Source organism: Vibrio sp. 10N.286.48.B8 (genome assembly GCF_003050085.1).
In the GTDB taxonomy this organism is placed as follows: Bacteria; Pseudomonadota; Gammaproteobacteria; order Enterobacterales; family Vibrionaceae; genus Vibrio; species Vibrio crassostreae.
This window is the reverse complement of record NZ_PIGD01000001.1, coordinates 122,194-138,839: the sequence shown is the minus strand read 5'-3', so window position 1 is coordinate 138,839 and position 16,646 is coordinate 122,194. Positions and strand designations below refer to the sequence as shown.

Annotated in this window: 11 protein-coding genes; 7 read left to right on the top strand and 4 right to left on the bottom strand. The window is 44.4% G+C overall.

Translation table 11 applies throughout. The annotated features are described in order from the left end of the window. The first annotated feature begins 5 nt into the window (after positions 1-5). Both CWO08_RS00600 and CWO08_RS00595 read left to right on the top strand, forming a co-directional pair. Positions 6-3,158 (top strand): efflux RND transporter permease subunit, encoded by a 3,153-nt coding sequence (locus tag CWO08_RS00600; RefSeq protein ID WP_102529937.1) that lies wholly within the window; start codon positions 6-8, stop codon positions 3,156-3,158. A 333-nt stretch (positions 3,159-3,491) separates the two neighbouring features. After that, positions 3,492-4,178 carry a MaoC family dehydratase gene (locus CWO08_RS00595; RefSeq protein WP_102433109.1) on the top strand — a complete coding sequence of 229 codons (687 nt, stop codon included), beginning with the start codon at positions 3,492-3,494 and terminating at the stop codon, positions 4,176-4,178. Positions 4,179-4,269: 91 nt separating this feature from the next. On the opposite strand, the gene CWO08_RS00590 is transcribed toward CWO08_RS00595, so the two are convergent. Further along, complete coding sequence (locus tag CWO08_RS00590) at positions 4,270-5,085, bottom strand: phosphate ABC transporter substrate-binding protein (RefSeq protein WP_102479266.1); 816 nt, start codon at positions 5,083-5,085, stop codon at positions 4,270-4,272. A gap of 253 nt (positions 5,086-5,338) precedes the next feature. Here CWO08_RS00590 and CWO08_RS00585 point away from each other — a divergent pair, with 253 nt between their 5' ends. Beyond that, positions 5,339-5,701: a DUF3024 domain-containing protein gene (locus CWO08_RS00585; protein WP_057623680.1), complete on the top strand. Its 363-nt coding sequence runs from the start codon at positions 5,339-5,341 to the stop codon at positions 5,699-5,701. 112 nt (positions 5,702-5,813) lie between these two features. On the opposite strand, the gene CWO08_RS00580 is transcribed toward CWO08_RS00585, so the two are convergent. Together CWO08_RS00580 and rnb are read right to left on the bottom strand one after the other, a co-directional pair. After that, the gene (locus tag CWO08_RS00580; protein WP_057623678.1) at positions 5,814-6,644 is read right to left on the bottom strand and encodes an AraC family transcriptional regulator; all 831 of its coding nucleotides are present in this window, start codon (positions 6,642-6,644) and stop codon (positions 5,814-5,816) included. A 171-nt stretch (positions 6,645-6,815) separates the two neighbouring features. Then, complete coding sequence (gene rnb, locus CWO08_RS00575) at positions 6,816-8,822, bottom strand: exoribonuclease II (protein ID WP_102479265.1); 2,007 nt, start codon at positions 8,820-8,822, stop codon at positions 6,816-6,818. A gap of 308 nt (positions 8,823-9,130) precedes the next feature. Here rnb and CWO08_RS00570 point away from each other — a divergent pair, with 308 nt between their 5' ends. Together CWO08_RS00570 and CWO08_RS00565 are read left to right on the top strand one after the other, a co-directional pair. Further along, positions 9,131-11,191 carry a DEAD/DEAH box helicase gene (locus CWO08_RS00570; RefSeq protein ID WP_080967426.1) on the top strand — a complete coding sequence of 687 codons (2,061 nt, stop codon included), beginning with the start codon at positions 9,131-9,133 and terminating at the stop codon, positions 11,189-11,191. 686 nt (positions 11,192-11,877) lie between these two features. Continuing rightward, positions 11,878-13,071 carry an acetate/propionate family kinase gene (locus CWO08_RS00565; RefSeq protein WP_108019458.1) on the top strand — a complete coding sequence of 398 codons (1,194 nt, stop codon included), beginning with the start codon at positions 11,878-11,880 and terminating at the stop codon, positions 13,069-13,071. A 469-nt stretch (positions 13,072-13,540) separates the two neighbouring features. On the opposite strand, the gene CWO08_RS00560 is transcribed toward CWO08_RS00565, so the two are convergent. Then, positions 13,541-14,671, bottom strand: coding sequence for a fumarylacetoacetate hydrolase family protein (locus CWO08_RS00560; protein ID WP_102479263.1), 1,131 nt, complete (start codon positions 14,669-14,671; stop codon positions 13,541-13,543). A 103-nt stretch (positions 14,672-14,774) separates the two neighbouring features. On the opposite strand from CWO08_RS00560, the gene CWO08_RS00555 reads away from it, so the two are divergent. Both CWO08_RS00555 and CWO08_RS00550 read left to right on the top strand, forming a co-directional pair. Continuing rightward, positions 14,775-15,437 carry a response regulator transcription factor gene (locus CWO08_RS00555; protein WP_102479262.1) on the top strand — a complete coding sequence of 221 codons (663 nt, stop codon included), beginning with the start codon at positions 14,775-14,777 and terminating at the stop codon, positions 15,435-15,437. 61 nt (positions 15,438-15,498) lie between these two features. Beyond that, the gene (locus tag CWO08_RS00550; RefSeq protein WP_258185270.1) at positions 15,499-16,641 is read left to right on the top strand and encodes a HAMP domain-containing sensor histidine kinase; all 1,143 of its coding nucleotides are present in this window, start codon (positions 15,499-15,501) and stop codon (positions 16,639-16,641) included. Positions 16,642-16,646 lie beyond the last annotated feature (5 nt).

Here is a 16,646-nt window from a genome sequence, read left to right as displayed (position 1 = left end):
TATTTATGTTGAGTCGTTTCTTTATTCAAAGGCCTAAGTTTGCCCTTGTAATATCCATAATTTTAACGCTGGCGGGGGCTATCTCTCTCGCTATCTTGCCAGTGGCGGAATATCCAAAAATTAGTCCGCCTTCTGTTAGTGTTACCGCGTTCTATACTGGTGCAAGTGCTGAAGTAGTAGAGCAGGCGATAGCCGACCCCATAGAAACGTCGGTTAACGGCGTTGAAGATATGATTTACATGTCTTCTAAGAGTGCTAATGATGGTTCCTACAACCTTAATGTGACCTTTGATGTTGGAACTGATCCAGATATGGCTCAGGTCAACGTTCAGAACCGAGTTGCTCAAATCGAATCAAAGCTTCCTCAGGAAGTTAGAATGGTGGGCGTCACCGTTAAAAAGCGCTCACCTGACCTTTTGATGGTATTGAACTTCTATTCGCCAAACGGTGAGTACGACGATCAATTCCTGATCAACTACGTGAACTTAAACATTAAAGACCAATTGGCTCGTGTAAAGGGCATTAGTGAAGTTAACGTTTTGGGTGGTGGTGAATACGCGATGCGTGTTTGGTTAGATCCCGAGAAAATGGCTAACCTGAATATAACCACCTCTGACGTGAATCGCGCGTTGGCGGAGCAGAACGTTCAAGTTGCTGCAGGTCGTATTGGAGCAGCACCTTATAACGACGCACAAGAAGTACAGTTCAACTTGGTAACAAAAGGTCGACTAGAAACGGCTGATGAGTTTGAAAATGTTGTGCTTCGTGCAAATCAAGACGGTTCAACGGTTTATCTAAAAGACATTGCACGTGTTGAGCTTGGTAAAAAGTTCTACGATGGTAATGGCAAATACCGTGGTCAAGACGCTTCAATCGTAACGCTGTCACTTCAGTCAGACGCTAACGCGCTGGAAAGTGGTAAAGCGGTCATGGCGATGCTCGACAACCTAAGCAAGAACTTCCCTAAAGGCGTTGCTTATGAAGCGAGTTATGACACCACACTCTTCGTTGCAGAGTCGATCAAAGGCGTAGTAAAAACGCTAATCGAAGCTATTTTGCTGGTTATCGCAGTTACCTACTTGTTCTTGGGTAGTGCACGTGCAACCTTGATTCCTGTAGTCGCGATTCCAGTATCTTTGATCGGTACGTTTGCCATCATGCAGATGACGGGTTTTACCATCAATACGGTAACCTTGTTCGGTTTGATATTGGCGATTGGTATTGTAGTAGATGATGCGATCTTGGTTATCGAGAACGTTGATACCACGATGGCCAAAGATCCAACGATTTCACCGCGTAAAGCCACGCTTATCGCGATGAAAGAAGTAACCGGTCCGATCGTTACGTCTACCTTGGTTCTACTTGCGGTATTCATCCCAGTAGCGATGCTGCCAGGTATTACCGGCATCATGTATCGTCAGTTCGCCCTGACTATTTGTATCGCCGTTGTTATCTCTTCGATTAACGCACTAACGTTGTCACCAGCATTGTGTTCACTGGTTCTTAAACAGGGCGGTGGTAACACAGCACGTTGGTACCAAGCGTTTAACCGTGGTCTTGAATCAGTAACCAACAAATACGGTCAAATTGCAGGCTTCCTTGTGAAAAAGGGTGTTCTACTATTTACCTTCTTTGTTGTGGCACTAGCAGCGGTAACTTACTTCGCGAAAACCACGTCTACGGCGTTTGTACCTCAAGAAGATAAGGGCATCTTGCTGGTCAATGTGCAGCTTCCTGATGCGGCATCACTGTCTCGTACCGAGGATGTGACTAAGCAATTATTAGAGATGGTTGAGCAAGAGCCGGGTGTTGATGGCGTGACGCTGGTCAACGGCTACGCATTCATGACGGGCGCTTCTGCATCGAATGGTGCGTCGATGTTCATCAAACTCCACGATTGGGATATGCGTAACGCACTGGACGGTCAGCATTCGGCGCAAGCTATTTCTCAGCGTATTAATGGTCGAGCAGCGACAGAACTGCCTCAAGCGATTGTATTTGCAATGGGACCTCCAGCAGTTCCGGGTATGGGTGCAGCGTCTGGTTTTGAGTTTGTTCTTGAAGATACATTAGGCCGTAGCCGTACTGACCTAGCGATGGTTATGAATGACGTGATTGCAGAGGCGACCAAGCAGCCTGAGATTTCACACACATTCAGTACCTTCCGTGCAAATGTGCCGCACTACTATGTCGACATTGATCGTGAGAAAGCGCAGCAACTAGGTATTCCGCTGTCGGAAATCTTCCAAACACTACAAGGCAACCTTGGTTCGTTGTACGTGAATGATTTCACCATGTTTGGTAAGAACTTCCGCGTAACCATGCAAGCAGACAGTGAACACCGTAGCAGCATGGATGATCTACAACGATTCCACGTGCGTTCGTCTAATGGTGAGATGATCCCGCTAAGTACATTAGTGACTTACGATCAGATCTTCGAACCAGATGTAGCATGGCGTTACAACATGTACCGCAGTGCAGTGATCCAAGGCCAACCTGCGCCGGGTTACTCAAGTGGTGATGCGATTGCGGCAATGGAACGTGTCGCGGCTGACGTGCTGCCTCAGGGCTACCAGTACGAATGGACCGGCATGGCTTACCAAGAAGTACTCGCAGGTAACCAAGCGATCTTCGCGTTCGCATTGGCACTGATCTTCATCTACTTGTTCATGGTGGCTCAATACGAGAGTTGGACCATACCGATTGCGATTATCTTAGTAGTACCGGTCGCAACCTTAGGTTCCTTCTTGGCGTTGAACCTAACAGGCACACCGCTGAACCTATATGCACAGATTGGTTTAGTTCTCTTGATAGCCTTGGCCGCGAAGAACGCAATCTTGATTGTAGAATTCGCGAAAGTTGAGCGTGAAGAGAAAGACGCACCAATCGAAGATGCGGCAGTGAAGGGCGGTACGCTACGTTTCCGTGCTGTGAACATGACGTCTTGGTCGTTCATCTTGGGTATTTTCCCGCTTATCTTCGCTGCGGGCGCAGGTCATGTGAGTCAGAACTCTCTGGGTATTTCACTGATTGGCGGCCTGTTATGTGTGTTACTGGCGGGTACGTTCTTAATCCCTGGCTTCTACGCATTCGTTCAGCGTAAACGTGAGAAAGCACACGGCGGTAATACCAAGTTGGTCCCGCTTGATGATGAGTAGGGAACTGATCGTCCTGTAGGGTTAATCCCTTACAAGACCAACCTTCGGAAAATTAATTCCTTATAAAAACTGAGGCTTAGCATTGCGCTAAGCCTTTTTTATTCCACTTATGAATAAAAACGCTTTTTATATAAGCAAATATTTATTATGTGATGGAGCTAACACTCTAATTTGGGTTTTGTAATAAAATGATGTTTTATTGGTAAGTGTCTGTTTATTATAAAAATAGAAAGGTTCAGCTAACGGGTGTATGCTCGAAAGCATTTGCACAATAGTGTGAAGTGTTTCAAAATTACGAAGTTATATTGAAATTTTTTGTGCATTGAGGTTCTTATGAAAGTCATTGATTTATTTAAACACCGAGGCGATAGCGTGTCTTCGCAACACTCAGAGTTTATGCAATGGATGTCTCCAGCTCTTAGAGATTACTGGGGCGACTTTCTTAATCGCACGCAAAATAGCCATTTCTTTGCGTGGGTTCGTGATCACCACAAACCTGCTGTCAATGAAGATGCACCAGAGATGCCGGTGGAGCAACCGATCGTACTTAAGCCAGAAGCACAACTTGTGTTTGATGAGCTTAATCAGCAGATCGGTGAAGTCATCCATACTGGCGACTGGATCAATGTAAGTCAAGACCGTATCAACCAGTTCGGCCTTGTGACTGAAGATATGCAGTGGATCCACACCGAGCCTGAAAAAGCGGAAATAGACTCTCCGTTCAAAACAACCATCGCACATGGTTTTTTGACTTTATCTCTGCTTCCTCGATTGACTGACAGCGTTGATCCTGACAAGTCTCAATTCCCAACAGCGAAGATGGTTGTAAACATTGGTCTTAACCAAGTACGCTTTCCATATCCTGTAAAATCGGGCAGTAACGTTCGTGCTAAAAGTACGCTAACAAAAGTAACGCCAATCAAGAAAGGCCTAGAGATAGAGCGCGAAATCCGCGTAGAAATCGAAGGTATTCGCCGTCCTGGTGCTGTTATCGTTTCGGTGATTCAACTTCACTTCTAAGTGGTTTGTAAAGAAGCGATTTATAAAGATTCAAAAAAAGAGAGAGCATAGTGCTCTCTCTTTTTGTTTACATTAGATAAAACTATCTCACTTACTTAATGCGAGTGTAGCCGTATTCCTCAATAAGGTCTTGGCCTTGTTTGGATTTCACGAACTTGATGAAGTCTTTGCTCTCGTCAGAAACAGAGTCTGTCTTATGCAGCAATAAGAATGGGCGAGCCAGTTCATAGCTGTGGTTTGCGATGTTCTTAGATGTCGGCTCTACACCTTCAAAAGTGATGGCCTTGATAGAACGGTCGATCGAACCAACAGAGATAAAACCAATCGCGTGCGGGTTATGGTTAACTATCGTTTTAACCATACTATTGCTGTTTACAACCAAGTTATTTGGGTTGATGTCAGACACTAAACGGTCGTTAATGATCTTTGTTAAACCAAGCAAGCTTTCGAAGCTGTAGCGTGAACCTGAAGACGCTTCGCGAGTCACCACTGCAATAGGCTGATCTGCGCCGCCCACAGTTTTCCAGTTAGTGATTTTACCTTTGTAGATGTCGAATAGCTGTTCGCGTGTAACGTTGCTTACAGCGTTTGAGCGGTTAGTTACAACAGCTAGGCCATCAAAAGCAATCGGGAACACTTTCAGCTTGTCGTTCTGTTCGCGGTCGGTCAAATAACGTGAGCTCATACCGATATCAGAGACACCTTTATTAACCATGGTAATACCCGCGGTAGAACCAATGCCCTGAACGGCAATGTAGTTATCAGGGTGAGTCTTGTTGTACTCCTCAGCTAATACATCCATCACTCGTGATACTGAAGTGGAGCCCGAAATAGTGGTTTCTTGTGCAAAAGCAGCATGAGAAGACAGGGCTAAGGATAAAAGAGAGGCAAGCGCGACTCGTAACATAAACAACTCCTAGTTAATAACATTTGCCGCATATGATAGGTCGGTTATATGACACTTTTGTGAAATTCTATACGCTTGATTTATAGCTGTTAGCTTGATGAGTGAGAGTTTTCTGGGTTTACGAAAGCAGGATTCGTTTCTGGGAGCTGGGCGGGTATTTTGTTTGCGCTTGTTCGCTAAAATGTTTGTTGAGTCCTAAGCTAAGTAGAGGAATTCACTACTTAGAAGTTTCTATGAAGTTACAAGGGGTGTTATGTCCGTCATTCATATCGAACTGAATCGTCTTTTAATTGGTGCTGAGAGGCTCTGTACATCTCGAAATCGCAGTTTACCTGTCGAGCTAGGCAAATCCCTATATGAAGAGTGTGAGGGTGGTGTGCTGTTTTCTCAGGCGCATTACCTGCTCGACTCATCTCATAGCGATTATACAAACGAGATTGCCTGCGTGACTTTTGATGAGTCGTTATCTTGTTGGTTAGTGATGGTGCCACTTGAAGGTGATGTTGAAACCGACTCTGTAAATTGGGGTCCGTATCCGTACCTGCCTAAATCAAAGGATCTTGATGTTATCTTGGCTGAGATAGAAAAAGACCCTAAATCGTATTTCTGGTCATAGTCACTCAGTGTTTACGTTGCTGGTGGCGTGCTCCCAAAGCTAAACAGCTTAGCCTCAAAGCCAAATAGCTTGCATCAGCTACCAGCTCACACATCACATCAATCTATTTACTTCAAACTTCCGGTTTAATGCTTTGTTGTTGAGCTTGTGCAATTAACGAACGGAAGTCTTTTGGTGTCTTACCATGATAAGTTTTGAAGGCAGTACTAAAGTGAGCAGCACTTTTAAAACCGGATTCATAGGCTATTTGAGTGATCGACTTGCTCGAGGTTCTTAGCTGTGTAGCCGCATGAGCAATACGCTTTATTTTCAGAAGGTTTGAGAACGACAAGTCTTCAGCAGATAAGCGGCGTTTAAGCGTTGCGGGTGACATTCCCATATAACTGGCTAGTGTATCTAAAGAGATATTATTTTCGATGTTTTGTTCGATGTAATGAATGACCTTTTGTGTCACGGTTAATCTAGAAGCTCGAGCAATAATGACTAATAAAGCTGGATGCTGTTCTACCATTAGCGACAACAAGCCTAAGCCAAGTTGAGTGAGTGCGTAGTCATTCTGAGGCGAAGAACTAACAAGTGACATGATGAGCTCTTTCAACTGGCAGATCTCGGTGTCGGTTTGATTGAACTTTATGTACTTGTCTGGAATTCTTGTGGATTCTAGATCGCTGAATTGGTTGATAAACTTCTGAAAAATAGCCAAATCGAAATCTAAGCAGGTTGCGCTAAATTCGCCATTTTCAGTGTTAACTGTGATGTCTTTAATCTGACCAGAATTGTAAAGTGTGAAATCGCCCGCTTGTAACGAGGCTTCAGTGCCATTGGGTAGCACGAACGAAATGCTGCCCTTCGATACCATGAAGATACCGTTTTTAGAGGCAGGATAACGTTCTCGTCTCCTGGGAATGAAGTTTCTGAATTGAGTAACTGTAATTGATGACATAGTGCGCTTCTTTGACGTTGTAAATTGATTGCTTATTGATTGTTTTTTTAAGTATTGTTTAAGCATGAGACATTTACAAAAAAGGCGCTAATAATTAGCGCCTTTAGAAGTGAACCTTTGAAGCTTTTAACCTTGAAAGCTCTAACCTTACAAGCCTAACCTTTAAAGGTTTTAAGCTTCAGTTTCGTTTGTCGTTTCAGGCTCGCTAGGCAAGTCCGCAAATACTTGAGTAGGTTTTGCTACTAAGTTGCGGTTTTCCTGATTAACTTCGGAGAGAACTACTTCTAAAACGTCTCCCAGTTTGTATACCATTTCTTTATCGATAGATACAGTACCCATATCTCCGTTGCACTCTATTCTTTCTTTATTATCAAGAATGAGAGAACCAGGGATAAATGCAGCAGCACCATTTTCAAGTAAACGTACACGCATACCTGCACGGTTAATATCGAAGATCTCTGCTTGGAAGCGAGTTTCTTCCGCTGGAGCATTCGCTAGAGTACGAGCATACAACCAATCGCCAACATTACGCTCAGCCATACCGTGGTGACGGCGGTGTAGGGCAAGTTCATCACCAATGGTTTCATCTGGTGTTTGAATTGGCGCTCTACCTAGGATGTGCGCTTTTAGCATACGGTGGTTAATCATGTCGCCGTATTTACGAATTGGAGAAGTCCAAGTTGCGTAAATATCTAAACCCATCGCGTAGTGTGGTGCTGGCTCATTGCTGATCTCGCTGTACGCTTGGAATTTACGAATACGGTTGTCGTAGTAGCTGTTGTCTAAAGAGCCCAACCAACGACGCAGAGTAGCAAAACCTTCTAGAGAAACGATTTGCTCTTCAGTGAACGGTGTTTCCGCTTGCGGGTTTACCAGTTCAAGAACGTCAGATACTTTCTCAGCCTTGAAACCAGAGTGGCAGTTAAACACACCTTGGTTGAAGCTTTCTTTGAGTACTCGGCCCGCACAGATGTTCGCGCTGATCATTGATTCTTCAACCAGTTTGTTTGCGCTACGACGCATGTCAGCGTGGATAGCGACAACATCGTTATCTTCGCTAAGTTCAAAGCGGTAGTCAGGGCGATCTGGGAATACAACAGCGTTTGCTGAGCGCCATGCTGAACGTGCTTGAGCGAATTGGTGAAGATCAGAAACAATCGCAGCAATCTCTTCTGATGGTTGCCATTTTTCTGATGCACCTGTTTCTAGCCAGTCTGATACGTTGTCGTAAGCAAGACGGGCATGAGATTTGATGTTTGCAGCGAAGAAGTTAATGTCATCACCGATAACACCATCTTTAGATACCGTTACTGTGCAGCAAAGTGCAGGACGAACTTCATTCTCGATCAGTGAACATAGGTTGTCAGCAAGATCACGAGGCAACATCGGGATGTTACGACCAGGAAGGTAGATAGTGAACCCGCGCTCGCGTGCTACTTTATCCATCGCATCATCTGGAGAGATGTAAGCCGTTGGATCAGCAATTGCGATAGTCAGTTCAAAATCACCGTTCTCTTTCTTCTTCGCGTAAAGCGCATCGTCCATATCTTTTGTGCTTTCACCATCGATAGTCACAAAAGGGACGTGCGTCATGTCTACACGTTCAAGATCGGCGTCATCGTTGATTAGCCAGTTGTCGATACCTTCAGGCTCGCTGTTTGGTAGGTCGTTTTGTGCCAGCGTTACCCACCAAGGTGCAATCTTGTCGTCAGCGTCTGTGATTTTCTCAGAGATCTGAGCCAAGAAGCCATTGTCACCTTTTAATGGGTGTTGAACGATATGAGCAACAACCCAGTCACCTTCTTTAAGCGTTTCAGGGTTTAGGCCCTTCTTTGCTTTCGCTTTAAGTTGCAGTTTTTTCAGTTGCGGGTGATCAGGAACAACGTTCAATCGGCCTTTGAAAAGCTTAACTCGCGCAATAAAGCGAGTAAGACCTTGTTCAACCAATTCCTCAGGCTCTGCTACTTCGCGCTCTTTCTCGGTGCGAATGATGGCAATCACCTTGTCACCGTGAACACATTTTTTCATGTACGGAGGCGGGATAAAGAAGCTTGTTTTGCTATCAACTTCGAGAAAACCAAAACCTTTTTCAGTGGCTTTGATAGTACCTTCCTTTTTAGGGAGGGTTTCTTGGATTTGCTGCTTGAGCTGAGCGAGTAGAGGATTATCTTGAAACATCTTACTTTTATCTAACGAGAACAATTGAGCACACTATAATCATTGCGAGGCTCGATTACTACTTAAAGCCGAAGTGAGCGTAAATTAATTGCCCTCTTATTTAAGTCTACCAATTTGGTCGAACTCTATTGCCTTGACGAGATATCCATCAAGTTTTGACGATATGATAGCCAGTATTGATAGAAAACCGAAAAATATGTGATGTATTTCAATTTTTTCTGGCTTTTTTTATGCATTTAGGGAATAATCCGCCTCCCTTAGACGTCCCTAATGGCTTGAAGTGTTTTATTACTGCTTCGTAACTCTGAATGGAATCAGTATCTGATTGGATCAGTATTGGAATTGATAGAGCTCCCGGGACCTTTTGTTTACTTATATATAGTGGGATCCCAATGTCCGAATCTGTAATTCAATTTAATGAATTAGCCCTAAACGATAACATTCTTTCAGCTCTTGATAGCATGGGTTTCGTTTCTCCGACTCCAATCCAAGCAGCAGCTATTCCTCTTCTTCTTGAAGGCCGTGACGCACTAGGTAAAGCACAGACTGGTACTGGTAAAACAGCAGCATTCTCTCTGCCTTTACTTAACAAAATCAACCTAAACCAACACAAACCACAAGCAATCATCATGGCTCCTACTCGTGAGCTAGCGATCCAAGTTGCTGCGGAAATCAAAAACCTTGGCCGTGATATCAAAGGTCTTAAGGTTATTGAAATCTACGGTGGTGCTTCAATTGTTGACCAAATGCGTGCTCTAAGCCGCGGTGCTCACATTGTTGTTGGTACTCCAGGTCGTGTTAAAGACTTACTAACTCGTGACCGTCTACACCTAGATGAAGCACACACATTTGTTCTTGATGAAGCAGATGAAATGCTAAAAATGGGTTTCGTTGATGACGTTACTTGGATCCTAGAGCAAGCTCCAGAATCTGCACAACGTGTACTTTTCTCTGCAACTATGCCTCCAATGGTTAAGACTATTGTTGACCGTTACCTACGTAACCCGGCTAAAGTTGACGTTGCTGGTACTAACCACACAGTTGATAAAGTAGCGCAGAACTTCTGGGTTGTTAAAGGCGTAGAAAAAGACGAAGCAATGTCTCGTCTTCTAGAAACTGAAGAAACTGACGCATCAATCGTATTCGTACGTACTCGTCAAGATACTGAGCGTCTAGCTGATTGGCTATCTGCACGTGGCTTCAAAGCTGCTGCACTGCACGGTGATATTCCTCAGTCTCTACGTGAGCGCACTGTTGACCACATCAAACAAGGTGTTATCGACATTCTAGTTGCAACTGACGTTGTAGCACGTGGTCTTGATGTTCCACGTATCACTCACGTATTTAACTACGACATCCCATTCGATGTTGAATCTTACATCCACCGTATTGGTCGTACTGGCCGTGCTGGACGTAAAGGTAAAGCGATCCTACTAGTTCGCACTAACCAAATTCGCATGCTTCGTACAATCGAGCGCGTAACTAAGTCATCTATGGAAGAAATTCAACTTCCTCTACGTGACCAAGTTGCTGCAGCACGTGTTGCTAAGCTTGGCGCTGAACTTGAAACAGAGAAAGAAAGCAAAGCTCTAGAAAACTTTGCAGGTCTTATCTCTACTCTTCAAGAGTCTCTAGAAGTTGATGCTGCTACTCTAGCTGCAATGCTTCTTAAGCGTCAGCAAGGTAAGAGCCCGCTATTCTACGTTGGCGAAGACCCAATGATCGCTGCTATTGAGCGTGACAAGAACCGTCGTAAAGAGCGTCGTGAAGACCGTGAAAATGGTCGTGGCGATCGCAACTTCAATACGCAAGATTGGGATACTTACCAACTACAAGTTGGCCGTGAGCAAGGCGTTCAGGTTAAAGACATCGTTGGCGCACTAGCAAACGAACTTGGCCTAACTAAAGGTTCTATCGGTGCTATCAAGCTAGACCAAGGTTCTACTTACGTTCAACTGCCAAAAGCAATGAACTCTGAAACTGCGGGTAAGCTAAGCAAACTACGTATTCGTCAAAAAGAAGCTGGCGCTGTTGTTGTTGATTTCAACGACTTCCGTGAGCCTCGTCGTGGCGGCGGCGGTCGTGATGGCAACCGTGGCGGCGGTCGTGGCGGTCGTGATGGTGGCGGCTACCGTGGTAACCGTGATGGTAACCGCGAAGGTGGCAACCGAGAAGGCGGTCGTGGTGGATACCGTGGCAACCGTGATGGTGCACGCGATGGTAACCGTGAAGGCGGCCGTGATGGCGAGCGTCGTTTCGACCGTAACCGTGGTGGCGATCACCGTGGTAACTTCCGTGGCGAACGTGGCCATGGTAACGGCAATGGCGGTGGTAACCGTGGTCGTCGTCCAGAGCGCAACGAAGGTTAATCAACCTTTCGCTTAGACGCTTAGTCTAGACACTGAATTTAAAAGCCGAGCGTAATGCTCGGCTTTTTTGTGCCTGCTATTTGAACTTAAGCTTTGGTTGGCTCGATATATGTAGTCAGCTTACTTCAACTAAGCTTCACGCCTAAACTTAGCTGTATCGCGTTCTAAGTCTATACGGCGAGAACGTGCTACAAGATACTAAAACAAAGAGTGAAGGCTATCTCAGCGACGTTACAGTGCATCTATTCGAAGGGTTGTGCTCGAAGGCAATCAAAAGAAGATCGGCTCTGTCGTTCATTATTCTCAACACACCTGTGATATTTTTGATGTAAGCACTGAGAAATCGAGTAAAAAGTTATCGGTAATGATAAGCAGACGAAAGGGAAGGGCGGTTGTTTTCTAGGCGGATTGACTGCATCTGTTCGAGTCGCTCTAATTAACTCAATCAAGTTAAAAATAACGTGAGCATTCGTTTGCGTCACCTGTTCGCTAACTTTCTTATTCAACTATTTTTTAATTTCGCTCTCGAAATAAATGGTTTAATGACTAAGATCAACTTAATTGTGTTCATTTAGTGATTTTTTCAAAACAAAAGTTGAAAGATTCAAAAATTATTGAATAATGGGCTTAACTAAAATTGAAGTAAATACTTCATCCAATTCGTACTGAAACAGGATCCATATCCAATGTCTAATTCGTTTGTTCTGGTTATTAACTCGGGTAGTTCATCCCTAAAATTTGCTGTCATTGATTCTGTTTCTGGTGAAGCAGTATTGAGTGGCCTAGGGGAGTGTTTTGGTCTTGAAGATGCTCGCATGAGCTGGAAATATCAAGGCGAGAAAACTGAAATTGCCATTCAAGGTGAGGGTAACCACCACAAAATTGCCATTGGCAAACTAGTTGGCCTGATGGAAGATCTAGGCTTCACTGCTGATATCGTTGCTATCGGTCACCGTATCGTTCACGGCGGTGAGAAGTTCACTCAAACCGTTCGTATTACTGAAGAAGTAACGAACGAAATTGAAAGTCTATCTGACCTAGCTCCACTTCATAACCCTGCAGGTGCTATCGGCATCCGTGCTGCGATTGAAGCTTTCCCTTCTCTACCTCAATTTGCTGTATTTGATACGGCTTTCCACCAAACAATGCCACAACGTGCATTCACTGGTGCAATCGCAAAAGAGCTATACACAGACTTCGGCGTACGTCGTTACGGTTTCCACGGCACTAGCCACTACTTCGTTAGCCGTGAAGCTGCGAAGATGGTAAACAAGCCAGTCGAAGAGGCGAGCTTCATCTCTGTTCACCTAGGTAACGGCGCGTCTGTATGTGCAATCAAAGACGGTAACAGTGTTGATACTTCTATGGGTTTCACTCCACTTTCTGGCCTTATGATGGGCACACGTTGTGGTGACTTGGATCCAGGCATCATCGAGTATCTACTCAAGAAAGGTTGGTCACAAGAGCAAGTCTTCAACTCTCTAAACAAGGAGTCTGGTTTCCTTGGCGTGTCTGGCCTTACGAGCGATGCTCGTGGCATTTTAGAGGCAATGGAAGAGGGCCATGAAGGCGCTAAGCTTGCATTTGAGGTGTTTACTTACCGCGTATCAAAGTACATTGCTTCTTACCTTGCAACGTTAGATTCTTTAGACGGCATCATCTTCACTGGTGGTATCGGTGAGAACTCTCTACCAATTCGTCGTGAAATCCTAAACAACCTTAAGATTCTTGGTTTCGTTGAAGATGTAGCGGGTAACGAATCGGCTCGCTTTGGTGCAGAAGGCATCATCGGTAAGTCTGAAATGTTAGACGCAGTAGCAATGGTTATCCCAACCAATGAAGAATTTGTGATTGCTCAACAGTCGGTAGAGCTTCTGTAATAGATTCTAAGAAAATTAGATAATGAAAAGCGAGCCCAAGTGGCTCGCTTTTTTGTTTTAAATGTTGGATAGGCTTATAGCTAAATACCTAAACCGAAAGCAGCCATCGTTAGATGCTTTGTTGTCTGGGAATCACTTTCAGACTCTTCTAGACAGCTAGCCAATCGTGACTTACTTCTGCCTAGAAATGTGTTATACCTTTTGCTTATTTCTATCTTGTTTATGGGTTTATACCCAACAAAAATTTTCTGATGCCACAACTGTCAAAGTAATTAGGCGCAGAGCGATCTAAATCGCTGGCAGCTCTAGAACTACCACGTCCTCAGATGTGCTAATACTGTCTGTATTCGTGTTAATTTGTTCACCAGAAGTTTTATTGATACACGCGCCCAATTAATCAGGCACGTGTACTTATGGAGTTCAGAAAACAATGAGCAAACTAAGATTAAAGTGTCGTTAGTTTGGGTGTCTAGTTGATAATATCGACGTCTATGCTTCCCAAATAGGTGCCGGTGAGCTGCACCTTATCGCCAGCTTGCAAGTAACTTTTGTTATCAAAGCTTTCCTCGATGTATTGCTCCAAAATATAGTCTACAGGACCTGAATCTAAGAATGAAAAGGTTGCGAACCACTTGATGGATTTGGATATTCTGTAACCCCATCCTGGAGTGTTGTAAACGACACCCGCTGGGGTACCTGTCACGAGATTTTGGTTTGGGTTAATCCCTTGTTGACCGAATAACGTGACGTCTTGACCTTGATATCGCCAGATAGGCTGCTCACCCTTTTCTAGAATCATTTCAATCAGAGATTTGGGTTCACGAATCATTTCAGAGGCAGCGGTTTGTTGGCGCTGCTCACCATTGACATAGGTGGTTAGCGACACGCTCTTTAAGAAGGAGTTCCAATCTTTGGGAACCACAATGTAAGGTCCGGTTGGGAAGCGTGATTGTCCACTTTTCGCATCACTAAATCCATGACCTGATGTAACGTTGTCGACATCAATCTTCCGCAACAGCTCCGCTCTGTCAGTAAAGTCACCACATACAAATAGCCCCGCATAACCATCGCTTTGTTTAGGGCTAACTATAGGTTTAACCCACCTCATACACAGCTCTACCTCGTAATCCAGAAGTACATTCTTTTGGTAGCGGATCTTAGTGTGGTTTGGTGTTGGCTTGGAAAACTTAGGAAATAGGAAGACTTCGTCAATATCTGCTTCTTCTCCGTGCTCTAAGTAGTTAGTGCCTGCTGCGATATGCTCAGATCCTTGCCCGCCTGCTGCGAGTAGTTGTTTGTAGTCTAGGGGTGTGACTGGGAGGTCGTAATGTACGTCAGACAAAGTGCTATAGCCGTATCGGTCGATAAAGCTTAGTGCTTCGCTCGGGTAATAGTCAAAATGTTCACTTAGATTGATCGCTTTTACACTTTTTCCCGTAGATTCAGTGACTAAATACGTATGGGTTTGACCTGATGGGTCGAGTGCTTGTGCGAGTGTAAGGGCAACGTCAGAGGGCGCGATTTCCGTCGAATGAGCATAATTGATTGACGACAAAGCGAATAGTGCTGTGAAACTGATTAGTTTTGGTGATACTTTCATTTTAACTCTCCGTTTGGTTGATGTGATCACATTACGCTTGCCAATGTCACAATTACGTCACCAATCTTCGAGCTAATACAGTAGTCATTGAAAAGGAAATTACATGAGAATACTTGTCGCGGAAGACAACCACGCAACCGCAGCTAATTTAGGTGATTATTTAGAGCTCTTTGGTCACGATATTGACTTTGCGTATAATGGGCAGGCCGCTATTCAATTGTTAGATGAGTCGCGATTTGATCTGATAATATTGGATATTATGATGCCAGTAATGAACGGCTTAACGGCTTGTAGTGCTATTCGTGCGGGTCGTCACGCTGATATACCCATTATCTTTTTGACTGCGAGAGATACACTTGAGGATAAATTAGCAGGCTTCAAAGCCGGCGCTGATGACTACTTGGTGAAGCCGTTTGAGTTACAAGAGTTGCACGCTAGAGTCGAAGCACTCGAGGCGAGAAATCAACGACGCTTAAGTCCAGAGTTTCGATACGGCGCTTTGGTTTACGATGTCGGTACCGATACTGTCACGGCTAATGATGAAACACTTGCTCTAGACCCAACTCAAAAACGTATCGTTTGCTTACTCATAAAAAAAGCCCCCAAACTCGTCGATAATCAAGACATTGCGTATGAAATCTGGAAAGGCGATGAGCCCGAAGAAACGAGCGCATTACGCACTCAAATATACCGCCTGAGAAAGGCATTGCCAGAAGGGATACTCGTTACAGAGCGTGGTAGAGGGTATCGACTTAATGCTGTTTAATGTGAAACGCTCATTGAGACAATGGTACTTTGGTCGCCTTAGGCATCAAGTTTTTACCGTAATGTCGGCATTGATGTTGCTGGTGGTCATTGCGATAGGAGTGATTGCGTGGGCGGCTACTGAAATAGCCGCCGACAGTTTTATTAACCAACGCGTAAAGTTACTACAACAACAATGGATACAAACATCCTTAATGGCCGGCGAGTGGACTAGCCCGGAAGATAATTTCCTTGCCGTCTACCAATTTGAAGATGATAACAAACCGAGTTTTCTTGAAGGCATAACAAACTTAGGGATAGAAGAATTTGAGCTTAGCGATGCTCATACGGTGACTTTTATGTCACCGTTTCAACAACAGTGGCTTCACTTTGTCTATTACCCTGAACTGGATCCTCAAATGGTCGCTTACGGCGAAGGAGTGATGGCTTATGTTGGGTACATGATGGTCGTTGTGTTTGCTTTAGGACTGGTTGCTGCTCACTTACTGTCAGGTTATTTTATCGGTCCAATTGACCTTTTGGTCCATCAAATTCAACATCCATCTGATAACATTAATGATAGTGCCATTTCGTCGCGCAAAGATGAAATAGGGGCACTGTATCGGACTTATCACCAAGCCTATTCTAGGATTCAATTCTTTTTGAAGCGAGAGCAACAGTTTACTCGCTTTGCCAGCCATGAATTACGAACGCCGGTCAATGTGATTCTCGGCGCAACCGATCTTCTACAAATCGCAGAAGTTAATGATAAAAAACGGCAAATAATTAGTCGTATTCAAGTCGCAAACAAAGAGATGGATAACTTGATCAATACCTTTTTGTTACTTGGCAGGGAAGAAAAGGGGATCCAGCCTAAAAAGTCACTACAGGCAGTCATTAACGAAACGATCGAGCAGCATCACTTTTTGCTCTCTGGTCGAAGTATCCAACTAGAACAAGTTTTGCGCTCGGATGTTGAAGTAGAAAGTTACTTTGCAAAGGTCATTGTCGCGAACCTTATCCGTAATGCGATGAGTTATACCGATTGCTATGTATCCATCCATTTAAAAGGGCGGCGACTTGTGATTGGAAATGATGTTAGGGAACACGATGGGCAAGGCTTTGGTCATGGAGATGAAATTATTTCGGCGGTCTGTAAGAGTGCCAACTGGCGCTATCATTTGTCGGTGACATCTCACAAAGCTAAAGCTGTGGTTTATTTTTAAATAAG

What these genes read in the sequence shown, in the direction of transcription:
- CWO08_RS00600 (WP_102529937.1), top strand. Translation starts at nt 6, where the DNA reads ATGTTGAGTCGTTTCTTTATTCAAAGGCCTAAGTTTGCCCTTGTAATA.
- CWO08_RS00595 (WP_102433109.1), top strand. Translation starts at nt 3,492, where the DNA reads ATGAAAGTCATTGATTTATTTAAACACCGAGGCGATAGCGTGTCTTCG.
- CWO08_RS00590 (WP_102479266.1), bottom strand. Translation starts at nt 5,085, where the DNA reads ATGTTACGAGTCGCGCTTGCCTCTCTTTTATCCTTAGCCCTGTCTTCT.
- CWO08_RS00585 (WP_057623680.1), top strand. Translation starts at nt 5,339, where the DNA reads ATGTCCGTCATTCATATCGAACTGAATCGTCTTTTAATTGGTGCTGAG.
- CWO08_RS00580 (WP_057623678.1), bottom strand. Translation starts at nt 6,644, where the DNA reads ATGTCATCAATTACAGTTACTCAATTCAGAAACTTCATTCCCAGGAGA.
- rnb (WP_102479265.1), bottom strand. Translation starts at nt 8,822, where the DNA reads ATGTTTCAAGATAATCCTCTACTCGCTCAGCTCAAGCAGCAAATCCAA.
- CWO08_RS00570 (WP_080967426.1), top strand. Translation starts at nt 9,131, where the DNA reads ATGGAATCAGTATCTGATTGGATCAGTATTGGAATTGATAGAGCTCCC.
- CWO08_RS00565 (WP_108019458.1), top strand. Translation starts at nt 11,878, where the DNA reads ATGTCTAATTCGTTTGTTCTGGTTATTAACTCGGGTAGTTCATCCCTA.
- CWO08_RS00560 (WP_102479263.1), bottom strand. Translation starts at nt 14,671, where the DNA reads ATGAAAGTATCACCAAAACTAATCAGTTTCACAGCACTATTCGCTTTG.
- CWO08_RS00555 (WP_102479262.1), top strand. Translation starts at nt 14,775, where the DNA reads ATGAGAATACTTGTCGCGGAAGACAACCACGCAACCGCAGCTAATTTA.
- CWO08_RS00550 (WP_258185270.1), top strand. Translation starts at nt 15,499, where the DNA reads ATGTCGGCATTGATGTTGCTGGTGGTCATTGCGATAGGAGTGATTGCG.